The 19,710-nt window shown below is 54.3% G+C and carries 17 protein-coding genes; 8 read left to right on the forward strand and 9 right to left on the reverse strand.

Going from position 1 to position 19,710, the window contains the following annotated elements:
- Window positions 1-18 precede the first annotated feature (18 nt).
- Window positions 19-1,143, reverse strand: coding sequence for a cell division protein ZapE (zapE, locus tag L462_RS07195; protein WP_032679064.1), 1,125 nt, complete (start codon window positions 1,141-1,143; stop codon window positions 19-21).
- Between the two features lie 189 nt (window positions 1,144-1,332).
- Here zapE and zapG point away from each other — a divergent pair, with 189 nt between their 5' ends.
- The 3 genes from zapG to degS all read left to right on the forward strand — a co-directional run bounded on the left by zapG (window position 1,333) and on the right by degS (window position 4,428).
- The gene (gene zapG / locus L462_RS07190; RefSeq protein ID WP_014171843.1) at window positions 1,333-1,731 is read left to right on the forward strand and encodes a Z-ring associated protein ZapG; all 399 of its coding nucleotides are present in this window, start codon (window positions 1,333-1,335) and stop codon (window positions 1,729-1,731) included.
- A 169-nt stretch (window positions 1,732-1,900) separates the two neighbouring features.
- Window positions 1,901-3,268 carry a serine endoprotease DegQ gene (gene degQ, locus L462_RS07185; protein ID WP_014171844.1) on the forward strand — a complete coding sequence of 456 codons (1,368 nt, stop codon included), beginning with the start codon at window positions 1,901-1,903 and terminating at the stop codon, window positions 3,266-3,268.
- A gap of 92 nt (window positions 3,269-3,360) precedes the next feature.
- The gene (gene degS, locus L462_RS07180; protein WP_020883511.1) at window positions 3,361-4,428 is read left to right on the forward strand and encodes an outer membrane-stress sensor serine endopeptidase DegS; all 1,068 of its coding nucleotides are present in this window, start codon (window positions 3,361-3,363) and stop codon (window positions 4,426-4,428) included.
- 83 nt (window positions 4,429-4,511) lie between these two features.
- On the opposite strand, the gene mdh is transcribed toward degS, so the two are convergent.
- Window positions 4,512-5,450, reverse strand: coding sequence for a malate dehydrogenase (gene mdh / locus L462_RS07175; RefSeq protein WP_032679066.1), 939 nt, complete (start codon window positions 5,448-5,450; stop codon window positions 4,512-4,514).
- 397 nt (window positions 5,451-5,847) lie between these two features.
- Between mdh and argR the strand changes: the two genes are divergently transcribed.
- From argR to yhcN (L462_RS07160), 3 genes are all read left to right on the forward strand, one after another.
- The gene (argR, locus tag L462_RS07170; RefSeq protein WP_014171847.1) at window positions 5,848-6,318 is read left to right on the forward strand and encodes a transcriptional regulator ArgR; all 471 of its coding nucleotides are present in this window, start codon (window positions 5,848-5,850) and stop codon (window positions 6,316-6,318) included.
- Between the two features lie 378 nt (window positions 6,319-6,696).
- Entirely contained in the window at window positions 6,697-6,960 is a 264-nt protein-coding gene (yhcN, locus tag L462_RS07165) for a peroxide/acid stress response protein YhcN (RefSeq protein WP_014171848.1), read from the forward strand.
- A gap of 110 nt (window positions 6,961-7,070) precedes the next feature.
- Window positions 7,071-7,337, forward strand: coding sequence for a peroxide/acid stress response protein YhcN (yhcN, locus tag L462_RS07160; RefSeq protein ID WP_014171849.1), 267 nt, complete (start codon window positions 7,071-7,073; stop codon window positions 7,335-7,337).
- 67 nt (window positions 7,338-7,404) lie between these two features.
- On the opposite strand, the gene L462_RS07155 is transcribed toward yhcN (L462_RS07160), so the two are convergent.
- From L462_RS07155 to aaeX, 5 genes are all read right to left on the reverse strand, one after another.
- Entirely contained in the window at window positions 7,405-7,677 is a 273-nt protein-coding gene (locus L462_RS07155; RefSeq protein ID WP_014171850.1) for a barstar family protein, read from the reverse strand.
- A gap of 45 nt (window positions 7,678-7,722) precedes the next feature.
- On the reverse strand, window positions 7,723-9,177 hold the full coding sequence (locus L462_RS07150) for an NAD-dependent succinate-semialdehyde dehydrogenase (RefSeq protein ID WP_032679068.1): 1,455 nt from the start codon (window positions 9,175-9,177) through the stop codon (window positions 7,723-7,725).
- Window positions 9,178-9,266: 89 nt separating this feature from the next.
- Window positions 9,267-11,234, reverse strand: a complete 1,968-nt coding sequence (aaeB, locus tag L462_RS07145) for a p-hydroxybenzoic acid efflux pump subunit AaeB (protein WP_014171852.1) — start codon at window positions 11,232-11,234, stop codon at window positions 9,267-9,269.
- 5 nt (window positions 11,235-11,239) lie between these two features.
- A complete protein-coding gene (gene aaeA, locus L462_RS07140; RefSeq protein ID WP_020883509.1) occupies window positions 11,240-12,172 on the reverse strand; it encodes a p-hydroxybenzoic acid efflux pump subunit AaeA in 933 nt (310 codons plus the stop codon).
- Window positions 12,173-12,179: 7 nt separating this feature from the next.
- Complete coding sequence (aaeX, locus tag L462_RS07135) at window positions 12,180-12,383, reverse strand: p-hydroxybenzoic acid efflux pump operon protein AaeX (RefSeq protein ID WP_003860416.1); 204 nt, start codon at window positions 12,381-12,383, stop codon at window positions 12,180-12,182.
- Window positions 12,384-12,562: 179 nt separating this feature from the next.
- On the opposite strand from aaeX, the gene aaeR reads away from it, so the two are divergent.
- On the forward strand, window positions 12,563-13,489 hold the full coding sequence (gene aaeR / locus L462_RS07130; RefSeq protein WP_014171854.1) for an HTH-type transcriptional activator AaeR: 927 nt from the start codon (window positions 12,563-12,565) through the stop codon (window positions 13,487-13,489).
- Window positions 13,490-13,707: 218 nt separating this feature from the next.
- Window positions 13,708-14,322, forward strand: a complete 615-nt coding sequence (locus L462_RS07125) for a YagU family protein (RefSeq protein WP_020883508.1) — start codon at window positions 13,708-13,710, stop codon at window positions 14,320-14,322.
- Window positions 14,323-14,372: 50 nt separating this feature from the next.
- Here the strand turns inward: L462_RS07125 and tldD are convergent, their stop codons facing one another.
- Both tldD and yhdP read right to left on the reverse strand, forming a co-directional pair.
- Entirely contained in the window at window positions 14,373-15,818 is a 1,446-nt protein-coding gene (gene tldD / locus L462_RS07120) for a metalloprotease TldD (RefSeq protein ID WP_014171856.1), read from the reverse strand.
- A gap of 84 nt (window positions 15,819-15,902) precedes the next feature.
- Window positions 15,903-19,703 (reverse strand): AsmA2 domain-containing protein YhdP, encoded by a 3,801-nt coding sequence (yhdP, locus tag L462_RS07115; RefSeq protein ID WP_032679069.1) that lies wholly within the window; start codon window positions 19,701-19,703, stop codon window positions 15,903-15,905.
- Window positions 19,704-19,710 lie beyond the last annotated feature (7 nt).

Here is a 19,710-nt window from a genome sequence, read left to right on the forward strand (position 1 = left end):
ACAGGGAGAAGGTCGCCTTTATGGCATATGCTGAAGCTTAAGATACTCCTCGCTTTGCATCTCCTGCAGGCGCGACAGACAGCGCTGGAACTCAAACTTCAGCCGCTCGCCTTTATACACCTCATATAAAGGTACCTCGGCGCTGACCACAAGCTTCACGTGACGCTCATAGAACTCATCGACCAGCGCAATGAAGCGGCGCGCTTCGCTTTCCATCAGCGGCGTCATGACCGGCACGTTGAGCAGCATCACGGTATGGAACAAACGCGAGAGCGCGATGTAGTCATGCTGACTGCGGGCATCCACACAGAGCGTTGCAAAGGAGACGGCCAGGGTTTGATTTTCGACACCCAGGGTTTGCAGCGGGCGATGGTTAATCTCGAGCTCAGGGGCATGAGCCCGTTTTGCCCCCGCCAGCGCCAGCCACAGTTTATCCATCTGCTGCGTGGTCTCATCGTTTAAGGGAGAGAGCCACAGATGCGCCTGAGTTAAGGTACGCAGGCGGTAATCCACCCCGGCATCAACATTCATGATGTCGCAGTGCTGTTTGATGGCATCAATAGCGGGCAGGAAACGCGCGCGCTGCAGGCCATTGCGGTAAAGCTCATCCGGCGGGATATTCGAGGTCGCCACCAGCGTTATCCCGCGCGCGAACAGCGCTTTCATCAGGCCACCCAGCAGCATGGCGTCGGTAATATCGGAGACAAAAAACTCGTCAAAACAGAGTATGTCCGTTTCCGCCTTGAACCTGTCGGCCACAATCTCCAGCGGATCGCTTTTGCCCTGCAGTGCCGTCAGCTCTTCATGAACCCGCAGCATAAAGCGGTGGAAATGCAGACGCTGCTTACGGGTACCCGGCAGGCTCAGATAAAAGAGGTCCATCAGCCAGGTTTTCCCGCGCCCGACGCCGCCCCACATATACAAACCGCGCACCGGCGCATGAGTCTGTGGCTCTTTTTTTCCGAGCAACCGCCCCAGAGCCGCCTTTAACCCACTGCTCTGTTCACCCTCTGCAGGTTTTGCCGTGAGCTCCTGATAAATCGTATCCAGACGATTCACCGCTTCACGCTGAACGTCATCCGGCTGATGTGTACCCTCATTAAGGGCAAGTTGGTATCGCGATGCAGGGGACAGGTTTTGCATAAACGTATTGTTATTCCTTCAAATAATACTCACCAGCAGACGTGACTGATGAAAAAAAGGCCGTTCTACACTACGCGATGATACGTCAGGATTCCACTTCTGCGGAAATAGCGGTTATAGTGGCAATATCAGGCACAGGCAGGAGCCGAGCCAACACCCTACGGAACAACAAGACAACGGGAGAAGTTCATGACCTGGGAATATGCGCTAATCGGTTTAGTCGTCGGCATCGTCATTGGTGCTGTGGCCATGCGTTTCGGTAATCGCAAATTGCGTCAGCAGCAGTCACTGCAGTACGAACTGGAAAAGAACAAAGCCGAACTGGAAGAGTATCGTGAAGAGCTGGTCAGCCACTTTGCCCGTAGCGCCGAGCTGCTGGACAACATGGCGACCGACTATCGTCAGCTCTATCAACATATGGCAAAAAGCTCCAGCAGCCTGCTGCCAGAAATGACCGCGGAATCCAATCCATTCCGTAACCGTCTGGCCGACTCTGAAGCCGGTAACGATCAGGCCCCTGTTCAGATGCCACGCGACTATTCAGATGGCGCGTCTGGCCTGCTGCGCGGCGGTGCAAAACGCGATTAATCGCACAACCTGAATTTATTTTACGGGCGCTGCTATTGCGCCCGTCCTTTCTTCATGACCCCAGCTATTATTGATTAAGCACTTCATTGTTCAGCGGTTTAAAATTCAATAACATCAACGTGTTTTAGGGCCGTTTTTCCTTTATTCCAGGTTACGAGAGTCAGCATCGATGAAGAAAAAAAACCAGCTGTTGAGCGCTATAGCATTAAGTGTCGGGTTATCTCTCTCGGCGTCCTTCCCTGCATCTGCCGCCCTGCCTTCCCAGGTACCCGGCCAGGCGGCAATTCCAAGCCTTGCGCCAATGCTGGAAAAAGTTCTGCCTGCGGTAGTGAGCGTGCAGGTAGAAGGCACGGCATTACAAAATCAACGCGTACCTGAAGAACTGAAAAAATATTTTGGCGATGAGTCGCCCGACCAGCAGGCGCAGCCTTTTGAAGGTCTGGGTTCTGGCGTCATTATTGATGCGGCCAAAGGTTATATTCTGACCAACAATCATGTTATCAGTCAGGCAGATAAAATCAGCGTACAGCTCAACGATGGGCGTGAGTTTGAGGCCAAACTGATTGGCGGCGATGACCAGAGCGACATCGCACTGCTGCAGGTGCAAAACCCGAGCAATCTGACTCAAATTGCCATTGCGGACTCCGATAAACTGCGTGTTGGTGATTTTGCCGTCGCCGTGGGGAATCCGTTTGGTTTAGGGCAAACCGCTACCTCCGGGATAATCTCGGCGCTGGGTCGCAGCGGTCTGAATCTGGAAGGCCTGGAAAACTTTATCCAGACCGACGCCTCAATTAACCGCGGGAACTCCGGAGGGGCATTGCTCAATCTCAACGGCGAGCTGATTGGGATTAACACCGCTATCCTGGCGCCGGGCGGCGGCAGTATCGGCATCGGTTTTGCTATCCCCAGCAATATGGCCAAAACGCTGGCGCAGCAGCTCATTCAGTTCGGTGAGGTCAAACGCGGGCTGTTGGGCATCAAAGGGATGGAGATGAGCGCTGACATCGCGAAAGCGTTCAACATCAATGTGCAGCGCGGTGCGTTTGTCAGTGAAGTGCTGCCAAACTCCGGCTCGGCAAAAGCTGGCGTGAAGTCGGGCGATGTGATTGTCAGCCTGAACGATAAACCGCTGAGCAGCTTTGCGGAACTGCGCTCGCGTATTGCCACCACCGAACCGGGTGCCAAAGTGAAGTTAGGCCTGATTCGTGATGGTAAGCCGCTGGATGTCGAAGTGACGCTTGATAAGAGCACCTCATCCTCTGCCAGCGCGGAGCTTATCGCCCCGGCGCTGCAAGGGGCAACGCTGAGCGATGGACAGCTGAAAGACGGGACGAAAGGGATTAGTGTCGATACCGTCGAGAAGAGCAGCCCTGCCGCGCAGGCCGGACTGCATCAGGATGATGTGATCATCGGCGTGAACCGCAATCGCGTGCAATCCATCGCAGAACTGCGCAAGGTGCTGGAAAGCAAACCGGCGGTCATTGCCCTGCAGGTTATGCGCGGCAACGAGTCTATCTATATTCTGTTGCGCTAAGCATTTGCGATTCCGGACATCACCGCTGCGTGTGATGTCCGGATAACTCATGTTATGCTGCAAATCGTTCCTTTATTAACGACACGCGCATCATGCTTTTAAAGCTCTTTCGTTCAATTGTCATCGGTTTGATTGTTGCCGGCCTGCTGCTGGTCGTCATGCCGTCTTTACGCCAGTTCAATAAGCTGTCGGCGCCTCAGTTCGACAGTGCGGATGAAACGCCTGCGACCTACAACCAGGCCGTTCGCCGTGCCGCGCCTGCCGTGGTTAACGTTTATAACCGTGGCCTCAATAGCTCAGCCCATAACCAGCTGGAGATCCGCACTCTCGGCTCCGGGGTAATTATGGACGAGCGCGGCTACATCATTACCAACAAACACGTGATTAACGATGCCGACCAGATCATCGTTGCCCTGCAGGATGGCCGCGTGTTTGAGGCCCTGCTGGTGGGCTCGGATAGCCTGACTGACCTGGCTGTTTTGAAGATCAACGCCACGGGCGGTTTACCGGTTATTCCTATCAACCGTAAACGAACCCCTCATATTGGCGACGTCGTGCTGGCTATCGGTAACCCTTATAACCTGGGCCAGACGATCACGCAGGGGATTATCAGCGCCACCGGTCGCATTGGCCTCAACCCGTCGGGACGGCAGAACTTCCTGCAAACCGATGCGTCCATCAACCACGGTAACTCCGGCGGTGCGCTGGTCAACTCGCTGGGCGAACTGATGGGTATCAATACCCTCTCGTTCGATAAGAGCAATGACGGTGAGACGCCGGAAGGGATTGGGTTCGCCATTCCATTCCAGCTGGCGACCAAGATCATGGATAAGCTGATCCGCGATGGCCGTGTGATCCGCGGTTATATTGGTATTGGCGGTCGTGAAATTGCGCCTATGCATTCGCAGGGCGGCGGTATCGATCAGATTCAGGGCATCGTGGTCAACGAAGTGTCGCCTGGCGGCCCGGCGGCTAACGCGGGAATTCAGGTTAATGATGTCATCGTGTCGGTCAACGGCACACCAGCGGTATCGGCGCTGGAGACCATGGATCAGGTTGCGGAGATCCGTCCTGGCTCTATCATCCCGGTTGAAGTCATGCGTAACGATAAGAAGCTGACGCTGCAGGTGACGATTCAGGAATACCCGGCCACCAACTGACAGGCATAAAAAAACGGAGCGCATTGCTCCGTTTTTTTTGCCGGGCGGCATGACGGCTTACCCGGCCTGTGGGGATATCCGTTTTACTTGTTAACGAACTCTTCGCCCAGAGTGATATCTTTCTTCAGCGTATCCAGCATGCCTTCCATCGCGTTCTTTTCAAACGCGCTCAGCTTGCCAATCGGCTGATGTTCTTCGATACCGTTTTTACCCAGCAGCAACGGCTGAGAGAAGAAACGAGCGTGTTCGCCGTCGCCTTCAACATACGCGCATTCAACAACGCCTTTCTCGCCCTGCAGTGCACGAACCAGTGACAGACCAAAACGTGCCGCCGCCTGGCCCATAGACAGGGTTGCAGAACCGCCACCCGCCTTCGCTTCCACCACTTCGGTGCCCGCGTTCTGGATGCGTTTGGTCAGGTCAGCCACTTCCTGCTCGGTGAAGCTAACACCAGGGATCTGCGACAGCAGAGGCAGAATGGTGACACCAGAGTGACCGCCGATAACCGGCACTTCAACTTCTGAAGGCTGTTTACCTTTCAGTTCAGCCACGAAGGTGTTGGAACGGATGATGTCCAGCGTGGTCACGCCGAACAGTTTGTTCTTATCGTAAACACCGGCTTTTTTCAGCACTTCTGCCGCGATAGCGACCGTGGTGTTCACCGGGTTAGTGATGATACCAATGCACGCTTTCGGGCAGGTTTCAGCAATCTGCTGCACCAGGTTTTTCACAATACCCGCGTTGACGTTGAACAGGTCTGAACGATCCATGCCTGGCTTACGCGCCACGCCAGCGGAGATCAGCACCACGTCCGCGCCCTGCAGGGCAGGACGAGCATCTTCACCGGAGAAGCCTTTGATTTTCACAGCTGTCGGGATGTGGCTCAGGTCAACCGCCACACCTGGGGTTACCGGAGCAATATCGTACAGGGAGAGTTCTGAGCCTGAAGGCAGTTGGGTTTTCAGTAGTAGGGCAAGCGCCTGGCCGATACCACCAGCAGCGCCGAGGACTGCGACTTTCATCCTAAACTCCTTATTATGGTTAACTTAAGTATCTGTAACTCCGTTGCGGCGACCATAATTCAGCAGGTAATTAATTACAATTTTCGTCACTAAATAATTTGAGGTCGCGCGACTTTATCTCTCACCAGAAGGCTATCTGACGACAGACGACAACGAATTAAGAGGGGGTTACAATACACCCTGCCACGCCACCAAAACAACATCATTTTGATAACATTTAATTTACTTTTAAGCTTATTTGCTTGCCGTGACCCAGGCATGTTTTCTGATAACGAAATCTGATAAAATCACTCCCTTTCATAACATTATTTCAGCCTAACCGCTGGCAGATAATTTGCATAAAAATTCATCCACATGCATAATAATGTTGTTTCTTTCGTCATATTCCGGGTGACTTATGCGAAGCTCGTCTAAGCAAGAAGATTTAGTGAAGGCGTTTAAAGCGCTACTCAAAGAAGAGATATTCAGTTCTCAGGGAGAAATTGTTCAGGCTTTACAGGAACAAGGCTTCGATAACATCAACCAGTCGAAAGTCTCCCGCATGTTAACCAAATTTGGTGCGGTACGTACGCGTAACGCCAAAATGGAGATGGTCTACTGCCTGCCTGCAGAACTTGGCGTGCCAACCACCTCCAGCCCGTTGAAGAATCTGGTTCTCGATATCGATTACAACGATGCCGTTGTCGTGATCCATACCAGCCCGGGCGCTGCACAGTTGATTGCACGTATGCTGGACTCGCTGGGTAAGCCCAAAGGCATCCTTGGGACGATTGCGGGTGACGATACCATCTTCACTACCCCCGCCAATGGCTTCTCAGTGAAAGATCTCTACGAAGCGATTCTGGACCTGTTCGAGCAGGAACTCTGATTACCCTCCCCGTGGCGTCCTGCTGCGGGGATCATTCTGCTTCTGCCGCGTTTACCCCTGTTTTATCCCGCCCTTTACTTTAACAAATAGTGCTTTTTACCGCCCATTAACATTCATTTGGTGAATGATAAATCAAAAAATCGCACAAAAAATCAAAATCTGATATCCATATGATTTTCTTAGATATACAGCCACCCCACTGAACAATAAACGTACAATTTTATGCCATTAGGTTATAAAAAACAGGTTAGTTAATACGTAATAACAACAGAAACAATTAGTCTGGTATTAATTTTTACCGTTATTAGTGTATACTTGATTTTGTGATGAGGGTCACGAAACAAAGACCCCACTAAAAATTCGACGAGGTAAAGAATCATGAAAATCAAAACTACTGTAGCGGCGCTCAGCGTCCTGTCTGTCCTGTCATTCGGTGCTTTCGCCGCTGACGCTATCAATGCCGAGCAGGCACAATCCCGCCAGGCAATCGGTACGGTTTCCGTCGGCGCAATCGGCACGTCTCCAATGGACATGCATGAGATGCTGAACAAAAAAGCGGAAGAACAAGGTGCGTCATCTTATCGCATCATTGAAGCGCGTTCAGGTGACCACTGGCACGCAACCGCTGAGCTGTACAAATAAGTTTTAGTAATAACTGAAGACCAAAATCTCTACTCAACGGCACCAGGCATAAAAATAGCAGTTCAACCCTTCTCGCCGTTGAGCAAAAACCCTATTCAGGAGCAAAAACTATGAAAACCAAATTCATCATCGCAACCCTCGGTCTGGCATCCGTTCTCTCTTTCGGCGCAAGTGCCGCCGTACAGCAAGTGAATGCTGACCAGGCGCAGAATCTGCAGTCTATGGGGAGTGTGTCTGTGACGTCCGTTACCGGCTCTCCAATGGATATCCGTCAGGCACTGGCCGCTAAAGCTGAAAAAGCAGGCGCCAGCAGCTATCGCGTCACCGAGCTGAACCAGGGTGACCACTGGCATGCAACGGCTCAACTGTATAAATAAACCCTCGTCGTATCTCATCATACGACTTGCCCCTGGCCTTCTGGTCAGGGGCTTTTTTATGGCTTGATCAATGGCGCGCGTTGAAACGTAGCTGCCCTTCCAGCTCTTCTTCCGCTTCATCAAACAGCAAAATGAGTGCGCCAAACCGTCTGCGCAACTTTTCAGGCAGATGGATAAACTCAATTTCCAGCGGTAACGGCAGCAGGCTGCCGGTCACCACGTCCCACAGCGTGTCCAGATTGGTGACGCTTTCCCGTTCAAGATCAAACACCCGGATAAATTCACGATAGAAGTCATCCTGACTGTCGATCTCGTCAAAATCAAAGGTATAGGTTTTCATTGCCAGTCACCCAGTCCAGGCGAGCGGCCTGCGCCGCCCTGATTATTATAATCCCCCAATATGCAGGGTTTTGACTTCCAGATACTCTTCCAGCCCGAGCACGGACCCTTCACGCCCAAGGCCAGACTCTTTTACCCCACCAAACGGCCCCAGCTCTGTGGAGACGGCACATTCGTTAATTCCTATCATCCCGCTTTCGATGGCCTGCGACACGCGGAAGACACGTGCCAGATTTTGGGTATAGAAGTAAGCCGCCAGGCCATATGGCGTGTTGTTGGCACGCTGGATAACCTCATCTTCCGAGGTAAAACGGAAGCAGGCCGCAACCGGGCCAAACGTCTCTTCTTCAGCCAGTTTCATGCCTTCATGGCAATCGCCCAGGACAGTCGGCATCCAGAAATTGCCGCCAAGCGAATGGGGTTTACCGCCCGCCACAACGGTCGCACCCCGGGCCACGGCATCTTCAACGTGTTCACGCACCTTATCGACGGCGGAGGATTCGATCAGCGGCCCCACGATGACGCCCTCTTCCAGACCATTCCCGACCTTCAGGGCCTTCACCGCATCGGCAAGCTTATTCACAAATTTGTCGTAGACGGTTTCCTGGATATAGAAACGGTTAACGCTGACGCAGACCTGGCCGGCATTGCGGAATTTATTGGCGATAGCCCCTTTAACGGCAGCCTCAATATCCGCATCTTCAAAGACGATATACGGCGCATTGCCTCCCAGCTCCATCGACACTTTCTTCATGGTTTCTGCGGCGTTACGCACCAGTGTTTTGCCGACGGAAGTCGAGCCGGTAAAGGAGATTTTCCGCACCTCATGGCTCGCCATAATCGCGTCACTGATCTCATGCGTATTCCCGGCTACGGCGTTGAGTACCCCATCCGGTACGCCGGCCTGTTTTGCCAGCGTAAGCAGCGCGAAGGCGCTGAGAGGTGTGTTATTTGCCGGTTTGATTACCCCGGTACACCCTGCTGCCAGCGCCGGACCTAATTTACGGGTGAGCATGGCCATCGGGAAGTTCCATGGCGTAATCGCCGCAACCACGCCGATGGGCTCGCGGGTCGCCAGGATGCGGGAACCCGGTTTGATCGGTGGAATAATTTCGCCGTTCGCGCGCTTGGCCTCTTCGGCGAACCACTGGATAAAACTCGCGGCGTATTCCACCTCGCCTTCCGCTTCTTTCAGGGGCTTGCCCTGTTCGGTGGTCATTAAACGCCCGAGCCAGCTTTTGTTCTCAATGATCAGTTCGTACCAGCGGTAGAGAATTGCCGAACGCTCTTTCGCGGTTTTGGCGCGCCATGCAGGGAAAGCTTTGGCCGCCGCGGCAATGGCGTCTTCGGTTTCTGCTTTGCCGGCTTTGGCTACTCTGGCGATAACCTCACCGGTAGCCGGGTTCAGCACATCAAACGTCGTATCCAGCGTTTTCCATATGCCGTTGACCAGATAACCGGTCTGAAAAAGGTGATTATCCTGAAGCGCCTGGGTTGTCATGTGTCCTCCCTTCCTGAATGTAAGAGCATGCTGGAATAAGTATAGCCACAAAAAAACCGACGCTTTTGGCGTCGGCTTTTTTACTTCAGTCAGTTATCCGTAAGGGCGTTCTGATAGCGATGCAGCATAAACACCAGCCGTCCTACCGGCTCTGTCACCTGAGGCGGTGCTTCCCAGACTTTCAGCTTCTCCTGGTAGATATCCAGCTCTTCAAGCAGTTGCTTAAAGTAACGACGTCGTTTGTCATCGCTGGAGGCAGAAAGCACGTGGTCGGCCGTCCGACGCAGCTGGCGGTGGAAAGCCGACAGATCGTCATTGATGGGCACGGGGGCATTACGCAAACGCTGGTGCGCGATAATCATGGTCAAGGCCAGACGGAACTTGGCGATGTCACCCGGGAACTTGTTCAGCAGTAAAAACAGCTGCTGATAGAGCGCCGGCAGGTGGTTCTCTTTGCGACGCGCGGTATTGGTGGTCATGGACGACACGGCAGCCGAGACAAACTGATTCAACAGCACGCGGCCCGTCCGTGCCTGAGAGTTATCCCGCACCAGCAGAATGACCATCATCGCCAGGAAACAGCCCACCAGCTGACCTAAGGCGCTGTCTAAGAACTGGCTGAAATGGAAGGTCATCGGGTTATCCAGCACAATGATGTTAATCGTACTGGCCAGGGCACCCAATGAACCCAGCCGACGTTTTTGTACTTCGATTCCGATAAAGAACGCCATCACCGCAAGGCTAATACAGAGCAGTAACATGCTCTGCTGGGTCGAGGGAATGATCACCAGAAAATAGAACGCGCCAATCGGCAGTGCAGCAATTGTGCCGAACAGGAAATCAATGGCCACCATGCGCGGATTCGGAAGACGCATCGCCAACGCGGTAACGACGGCGATCATCACCATCGCGCCGCTGCCGGAGGTCCAGCCGGTCCACAGCCAGAACAGCGTGCCGAGCATACAGGCAAGCGTTGTACGCCAGAAGTTAACCATTGCGTGATGGCGTTCGGCGGATTCTGCCTTGATCACCACTTCACCCTGCAGCACCTCTTCTTCTACCGCGCTGATTTTGGTGTTACTGATCACACCGCGTTTCAGCAACAGGTAGCGCGTCGCGGCCCCGACCCAGGTATAGATCGTCACTGGCGTATCACGATCCCCGGTCCAGGCAATGACCCGGCGCATGCGTTTAAGCTGTTTGTGTACGTCCTGCACGGTTTCCACCGGCTCAGCAAACAGCTCGCGGAAGGTATCGGTTACCGCGTCCGGGCGGGTGTTTTGGATCAGATAGGTTTCACACGCCTGGGTAATCAGCGTTAAGGAGACGGTGTTGATGGCTTTAAGGCGGCGGTTGGCACGGGCCCAGCGCGAAGACTCCATGTTCAGGTTGCTGCGCATCCCTTCCAGCGCCGTGGTGCGGCGCACCAGAGCGCTCCAGGCTTTATCTACCTCTTCGCTGTCACCATGCTTAATACAGAGCTGCATCAACTGATACTGGGCAACAATCAGCGCATCCAGTTCACGATCCACTTCCTGCTTAATGGAGCGAGGAGAGAAAAGCAGGTCAGCGACAATGGCACTGACAATACCGATGACAATCTCACTGCAGCGCTCTACGGCAAACTGTGGGGCAAGCAGCGGTTCGCTTTGAATGGTGATGATAATAATCAGCGCGGTATAACCGGCCAGCCCCCAGGCGTAGGAGTTCTCCACCTTCACCAGTGACGAGAGCCAGGTGCAGAAGCCCGCCCAGATACAGCACACCATCAGCATCAGCAGAGGCGTGCGGATCATCAATATGATGATGGTCAGTGCGGCGAAACAACCGATAAATGTCCCAATGATGCGCAGCATCCCACGGTAGCGGATCGCTCCGGAGTAAGGTTCCCCGCCCGCAGCAAAGGCAGGCCCTGCCGCGACAATCGCTGCCGTCAGTACGGCCCAGCGGGGGGTTTCCAGCTGAAAGTGGAAGCCGACAAACAGCGCCAGCACAATGGCACACGCCAGCTTAACGGCGAAGCGAATGTGCTGGCTGGCGATGGAAAAGATACCCATAACGATTAACCAAACTCGCGCAGGCGATGGGCAATTTTACGGAAGATGGAGTCCTGGCTGGCGTCACGGTCTTTTTCACCGGTGATCACCACCGTCGCTGTGGTCCCGGCAGGCCACAGATTGCCCTGCTGTTCATCCAGGTGGATACGCACCGGCACACGCTGGGCCAGACGTACCCATTCCAGGTTGGAATCCACCGTCGCCATCCCTTTAGTATCGTTAGAGCTGCTGGAGTTAGTGACCCCCGCGGCTACGCTGTCGACGGTGCCTTTCAGCACACGATTGCTGCCAAGCGGCGTAATTTCAGCCCGGAACCCCGGACGCACGCCTTCCAGTTTGGTCTCTTCCATATAAGCGAGCACGTAGAAGGAGTTCTGTTTAACCAGCGCCACGGCGGTTGAGCCGCGGGTGATAAACTCCCCGGCATAAACATTCAGGTTGGTGATCCAGCCATCGGCTGGTGCACGGATCACGGTGCGCTCAAGATCGAGCCGGGCAAGATCGCGTGTCGCTTGCGCTTTGGCCAGCTGATGCAGCACGGTTTGCAGGACGTTATTGGACTGGTCAATCTCTTCGCGGGACATCGCCTGAACACCCAGTTGGTTACGGCGACCTGCCTCACGGCGTTTCTCGGAAGCCAGCGCCTGATAATAGGCCACATCCGCTTCGGCTTCTTCTAACGCTTTCTGATAACGCGGCTGGTCGATGGTGAACAGTACCTGATCTTTTTTCACCAGCTGGTTATCGTGGACATTGACCGCAGTGATGAGACCCGCCACGTCGGGGGCGATTGCCACGACATCGGCGCTAAAGCGCGCATCACGCGTCCACGGTGATTCAGTGTAATAGACCCAGGCGCGGAAAATAGCGATGAACGCGAGGATAACGAGCGCCATGGTGATGGCAGTGCGGGAGATTTTTCTTGTTAGCGTTTTCACATCAACCTCAGACAAACATGCGCGATATCAGGTAAAACAGGCAGCAATACAGCGCGGTATTGAACAATGCAGGATGCCAGACAAAATCGTAGATCCCGGTGGGGACCAGCACCTTGCGCACCAGCCAGAAAATCGCCAGTGATAAAAGAAGCTCGAAAAATATCGGTGGGAACGACAAACCGAACACCACGATAACGGGAAACAGACTCATGTTGACCTTGATTAGAGAGAGTGCAGGCTTCAGACTTTTTTAGCGCACGCCACCGCAGGAGAGCAAGAAACGCCGGGCGAGAATGGCGCAGCCGTTATGTAATTAATAATATATTAACGTAACTGTTATGCTGTTATCTATAATATGTGATCTAAATCACTTTTAAGTCAGAGTTAACAATGGAACGTCTAAAACGGATGTCGGTCTTTGCCAAAGTGGTTGAACTTGGCTCTTTTACCGCCGCTGCACGTCAGCTTCAGATGAGCGTCTCTTCCATCAGCCAGACCGTGTCCAAACTGGAAGATGAGCTGCAGGTCAAGCTACTCAACCGTAGCACCCGCAGCATTGGGCTGACGGAAGCGGGTAAGATTTACTATCAGGGTTGTCGCCGCATGCTGCTCGAAGTGCAGGATGTGCACGAACAACTTTACGCCTTCAACAACACGCCTATCGGTACGCTGCGCATCGGTTGTTCTTCAACTATGGCACAAAATGTTCTCGCCGCCATGACCGCTGACATGCTGAAAGAGTACCCGGGATTAACCGTCAATCTGGTCACGGGCATTCCCGCCCCGGACTTGATTGCCGACGGGCTGGACGTGGTGATCCGCGTGGGGGCATTGCAGGACTCCAGCCTCTTCTCCCGGCGGCTGGGCAGTATGCCAATGGTGGTCTGCGCCTCGAAAAGCTATCTGGCTCAGTACGGGGTGCCGGAGAAACCCGCCGATCTCACCAACCACTCCTGGCTGGAGTACAGCGTTCGCCCCGACAATGAATTTGAGCTGATTGCCCCGGAAGGGATTTCCACCAGACTGCTGCCGGAAGGACGGTTCGTCACCAACGATCCGATGACCATCTCGCGCTGGCTGGTGGCCGGCGCCGGGATCGCGTATGTGCCGTTAATGTGGGTGATCAACGAGATCAACAGCGGTGTACTGGAGATCCTCTTCCCGCGCTATCAGTCCGATCCGCGTCCGGTGTACGCGTTGTACACCGAGAAAGACAAACTGCCGCTCAAGGTTCAGGTGTGCATAAACTATCTGACCGAGTATTTTGTGGACGTGGCGGAGTTGTTTCAGGGAATGCGCGAAAGACGAAAGGAATAACCTTTAATTTCCGAAATGTATATTTGTGATGAATATTCCAGGATGATACAGACCGTCATTCAGGAATATTCCTTCACCCCTGCCAGGAATAGCGAATTGACACTGCCGCCATCTGCGCCTTACCTTATAAACAGTCTGACAGTCAGGCTGTTATTAATTTGTTACCGATATGAATAATAAAATGTATTTCTCAGGATGACGTTAAACAAGGAAAAGAAATGAATATATTTGAACAAACACCGCCTTCACGCAGGCGCTATGGACTCGCCGCGTTCATTGGTTTGATTGCAGGGATTGTCTCCGCCTTCGTAAAATGGGGAGCAGAGGTGCCGCTTCCGCCGCGAAGCCCTACCGATTTATTCACCAGCGCATGCGGACCGGAGCAATTAATAAGAGCCGCAGGTCAGATTGATTGTTCCCGCAATTTTTTAAATCCTCCTTATGTATTTTTACGCGACTGGCTGGGCATTGCTGACCCTAACGCCGCGGTTTATACCTTTGCCGGACATATATTTAACGCGGTCGGCGTAACACATATTATTTTCTCTATCGTCTTTGCTGTAGGGTATTGTGTAGTTGCTGAAGTCTTCCCAAAAATTAAACTCTGGCAAGGTTTACTGGCGGGTGCGTTAGCACAGCTTTTTGTTCACATGATCTCCTTCCCGCTGATGGGGCTGACACCCCCGCTGTTCGAACTGCCCTGGTACGAACACGTCTCAGAGATCGTGGGGCATTTGATCTGGTTCTGGTCGATTGAAATAATTCGTCGTGACCTACGTAACCGCATCACGCACGAGCCCGACCCGGAAATCCCGCTGGGTAACGCACGTTAAAAAAAATGGCGCGACTTTTACAGTCGCGCCATTTTTCAGATTGGTTCAGGTCAGGCGGTGCCGCCCACCGTCAGGTTATCCACTTTCAGCGTTGGCTGACCGACGCCAACCGGCAGGCTCTGGCCCTCTTTACCGCAGACACCAACGCCGTTATCCAGTTTCAGATCGTTACCGACCATGGAGATCTGCTGCATGGCTTCAATACCGGAGCCAATCAGGGTCGCCCCCTTCACCGCTTTGGTCACTTTGCCTTTCTCAATCAGATACGCTTCTGAAGTGGAGAAGACGAACTTACCGGAGGTGATATCTACCTGACCGCCACCAAAGTTTGGCGCGAAGATGCCGTAATCAACGGACTCGATGATCTCCTGCGGTGTGGATTTACCCGGCAACATGTAAGTGTTCGTCATACGCGGCATCGGCAGATGCGCGTAGGATTCACGACGGCCGTTGCCCGTTGGCGCAACGCCCATCAGACGCGCGTTGAGTTTGTCCTGCATGTAGCCTTTCAGTACGCCATTTTCGATCAGCACGTTGTACTGCCCGGGCGTACCTTCATCGTCGATTGAAATCGAGCCACGGCGATCCTGCATCGTGCCGTCATCAACCACGGTACAGAGTTCAGATGAGACGCGTTGTCCCATCTGGCCGCTGAATACGGAGGTGCCGCGACGGTTAAAATCGCCTTCCAGACCGTGGCCCACCGCTTCGTGCAGCAGCACACCAGGCCAGCCTGCGCCAAGTACCACCGGCAATGTACCGGCGGGTGCCGCCACGGCAGACAGGTTCACCAGCGCCATGCGCACGGCTTCTTTTGCCCACGCGTCAGCGCGTGCTTCACCGTCAACATCGCCCAGGAACCAGTCATAACCAAAACGACCGCCGCCACCGCTTGAACCGCGCTCACGTTTACCGTCGTCTTCAACCTGCACGCTGACAGAAAGACGTACCAGCGGACGCACATCCGCTGCCAGCGTGCCGTCTGTCGCCGCGACCAGGATCAGTTCATAGACACCGCTCAGGCTGGCAGAAACTTCCTGCACGCGTTTATCCGCAGCGCGTGCGACTTTATCCACGCGACGCAGGATATCCAGTTTCTCTTCACGGCTCATGCTCTGCAGGGGATCGATACTGGTATAGAGCGCAGAGTGCTGCACTTCACCCAGCGTCTTCACGCGACCGTCACCGGTTTCGCGCACGATAGTCCGCGCAGCCAGCGCGCTCTGCTCTAGTGCGGCCAGGCTAATCTGGTCGGCATAAGCAAAACCGGTTTTCTCGCCGCTGACGGCACGTACACCGACACCCTGGTCAATGTTATAAGAGCCATCTTTAATGATGCTGTCTTCTAAAACCCAGGATTCGTGATAGCTCGACTGGAAATAGAGATCGCCGTAGTCGAGACGGCGTTCGGTCAGTTGACCAAGAATGGAGAACAGGTCCTGATGGCTCAGGCCGTTCGCTGCGAGCAAATGTTCACTTACCAGGTTCAGACTCATCGTATTGCTACTCGTTCGTTGCCGCCCGTGGCGGTATATAAATCGTATTTATTGAGAGTGAGGCAATTACCTGCCCACGTCAAATCATTGCTGTGCATCTTTGCGCGGCTGGCGCAGCACTTCATTAATCTGCGGTTTATCCACCGGCCCGGTGATGCGATAGCGCAGAATAGAGACTTTGCTCCACAGCGGCCCCAGCACTTTACTGGCGGCAAACACCGCCGCACCGACAATCGGGTTCACCACAAAAGCCGCCGCCACGCCGACGGTGGCAGAAATTTCAGGTGCCACCACCGCTTCCATATCCAGTTCGCGGCGCACGAGGTTGACCGAGCCTTTCATCGCAATATCCGCTTCCAGGCCGTCCACCAGCGTATCGTCGGTATGCAGCACCCCGTCTTTGATCCATGCCGTACTGCGGATGGAGTCGTAATAGAAACCTTCGCTGAAGGTATCGCTAAAGTCGAAACGCAGCTTACGCAGCAGGGCATCAAAGCTCAACAGACGCAGTATCTGGCCCGCATGCCCGGTACTCACATCGGCAATCTCACCCTTGCCAAAGCGGGTTTTCAGAATGCCGTTCAGTGAGGCTTCATCCGGCGTCCACGGTGCCGCACGCCAGTGGAGATCGTAATTCACGTCAAATGATGACCCCCGCAGCGGCGTGCTGATGCCAAAGAAGTTAGCCACGGAATCCAGTTTATTGCCCTTGATGTCGCCCTTCAAAGAGGTTCGCTGCTCGCCCGGGTTATTAACCCACTCCCCGGCGGCCCTCAGACGGCCAAAGCCGGTGTCGATAAGTCCGCCCGCAAGGCTCAGCGTATTCCCCTTAATGGCGAAATCGCCGTCAATACGGCCATACTTTTGACCCCAAAGCCAGCACTCAGCACAGCGTAGCTGGAGATCGGGCCAGCCGCTGAAGTCGATACGGGTTGGGTTATTCAACGGCGCCGTATTTGACGGATGATCTTTTCCGCTCGCGGTGGCCGGGTTGTAGTAAAGATAGCGAATCGCCGCCTGCCACGGCGCGTTGTCGCGCATGGTCAGCGTGCCATTGATCTCGCGGCCCTGGGCTTCGACTTTTGACCCGTTCGCCGTCGGCTGTGAAACAATGCTCAGGTTATTCCACTGCTGTCCACCCAGCATCAGCGACGGCGTACGAACAGTAATGCTCTGCGGGAACTGGGCAGCCTCATCAACGTTTTGGCCGACGCCCTTCTGGAACAGGGCCAGCCACTCGGCCCCGTCCATTGGCGGCAGATTAAGCTCAATGCCGGTGTGATCGGGCAGCGGCGGCGTGGTGCGGCTGTCCGTCGTCCAGATGGCTCTGTCGAGCGTGAGCTTACGATTAAGCAGCCAGCGGCTGTTGAAATGGTTTTTCTCACCCGCACTGCCGGTCAGCGCGAAGCTGTTAAGATTGCCATCGACGTTAACCTTTATTGGCAGCGGTTGACCGGACGATTTATCCAGCGGTGCAGGCAACTGGCTCTGAATGTTTTTCAGATCGCCGGTGATATCAACTTTATAGCGCGCACCGGCGTGATAAGGCAGTTCAATTGCCACCTTGCCATTCCAGGAGACTGCACCGTTAACGGACTCCTCAATCGGCTTCGGCAGAACATCCATGCGCGATGGCTGCCAGTTGCCGTCCAGGTTGACGGCTACCTGATAAGCTTTCTCGCCCTCGGTGGTCGAGAAATCAATATTCACAGGCTGATTAAACCAGCTGGCCGTGAGCGGCTCGCTCTTCAGATTACCGTTCTCAAAGCTAAACTGCCCGCTGAGGTTCTTCAGGGTGCTTTCAAGCGGCTTAATATACAGGCTGTTGTTATTGAGACGGACATCGCCTTTGGCGGTGGTCATTTCACCGTCGAGCGGGATATCAAGATGTAAGCGAGCACTCACATCGCCATCCAGCTGCAGCTGCTGAAGGGTGGCTGCCAGTGACTCTTTCAGCGGCGTGTCTTCAAAATAGGGGCCGACCGCTTTCCCGGGGCCGTTAATGTCGGCATCGATCAAAAGCTTCTCTTTTGAGTAATCCGGAATGTTTGCCGTCAGGTTACTGGCCGTTACGCCGCCCAGCGCCACATTGTCTGCCTTCATCCATAATCCGTCATTGATAAAATTAAGTTCAATGTCGAGATTTTTCAGCGCAGGCCAGCCCGGCTGGAAGGCAAAGGTGGCATTGTGCAGCGGCACCAGCACCTGGAATTGACCTTCATTGTGCTTGTACGGGAAAAGATGCGGATTACCGCCATAGACCAGGGTGGCATTATCCGCCTGGCCGCCCTGGATCGCGCCGCTCAGATAGTCCACCAGCGCTTTGCCCATCAGGTTCTCGGGGAAGTAGCGCCAGGCCTGAGAACCGTCGTTAGTGCTGATCCCGGCCAGAATACCCAGCCATGGCTCTTCACCTTCAGGCTGCAGATAGCGGAAATCGCCACGCGCATGCACCGCTTTGGCTTTCACATCGATATGGCGCCCATCCAGCTGGAAGCCTTTATCGTTACGCAGCCAGTTGAGCACCGCATTGCCTTGTTCAATTTCCAGCGGCGCACGGAAGACCGTTTCGTAAGGCATTCTGGCGTCATGCATATCGACCGTTAACCTGCCGTTCTCAACGCTCCCTTCCAGCTTACCGCTGAAGTTTTCCGCCCCCGGTAACATCTTCCACTGCTTCCAGGCCAGACCTTTCCATGCGGCCTGAAAACGGGTCTTTTCCGTGGCCTGAAGCGGGATATCCAGCGCCAGTGAATCTATCTTTCCGCTTGGCTGCGTTGCCAGCCAGATCTCCCCCAGGTCCGGAGAGAGCTTGGCGGCCATCGAGCGCAGACCTTCTATTGCGGCCAGATCAAGGTTGCTGGCGCGAATACGCAGCTCGTCACTGCGTTTGCTGGTCGCCCCACCGACATCCTGTTCCGGCATCCAGGCCAGCGTCAGAGCACCGCGCGGCCAGGGTTTGTTATCCATGGTGATGCGTGTGTCCGGAATGGCAAACTGCCAGCCCTCTCTCTCTTTCGTCACGTGCGCGGTGAGGTTATCGACCGAAAGTTGATGCTGCTGTTTTTCGCCCTTCCAGCTTGCGCCCCCCTGCTTAAGCCAGATATCGCCGCTGGCAAATACCCCTTTCGTCAGGGTCATCCAGCCTTCAAGGCTAAAACGGGCGGTTTCCAGCTGCATATTTTGCTGTAACCAGTCGCCGAGCCACGGCTTAACATCCACGTCGTCGGCCTGCAGCCATACCTTGCCGTTATTTAACAAACCGTCGTCGTCGCGCAGATCCATACGAACCTGCATCACGCCGTGCTGGCCGTTCAGGCTGGAGAGATTCACCTGTCCTTCCGCGCGATGGCGTTCTTTGCCGTTGAGCCAGGTCAGCTGTGGGATCGCCAGTTCAGCGCGCTGCCCGGAGAGGGTAATAAAGCTCACTTCGCTGTCGCGCAGATCGAAATGATCGAACTGACGCAGGAAGAGATCGCTGAAGCGGTTGGTTTCAAGGCTCTGATTGCTATCGCCGCCGGACAGCGGGGTATTGGTCAGAAACTGAAGCTGATAAAAGGTGAGATCGCGGAACTGCCAGCGAAAATGGAGCAGGCTTTGCCAGACATCCAGCGCCAGGGTGACGCGTTTGATTTTCAGATAGCCGCCATCTTTCAGGCTGGCATTGATATCCCGGACATCAAGCGTCGGACCAAAATTCTGCCAGCTGGCGCTTATCTGGCTCACGTCCACCGGGACACCGGTGGTGGATTCGATTTTTGCCAGCAGCTGCGGACGCCAGCTGTCCAGATGCGGTAAAACGAGGCGCAGCCCGCTCACGAGCAACGCGACAATCACGACCAGCGTTGCCCCTGTAAGCAATAAAATCCCCGGCAATCGCCTCACTCATCTC

The sequence above is a fragment of the Enterobacter sp. BIDMC 26 genome, assembly GCF_000534435.1.
Taxonomy (GTDB): Bacteria; Pseudomonadota; Gammaproteobacteria; order Enterobacterales; family Enterobacteriaceae; genus Enterobacter; species Enterobacter ludwigii.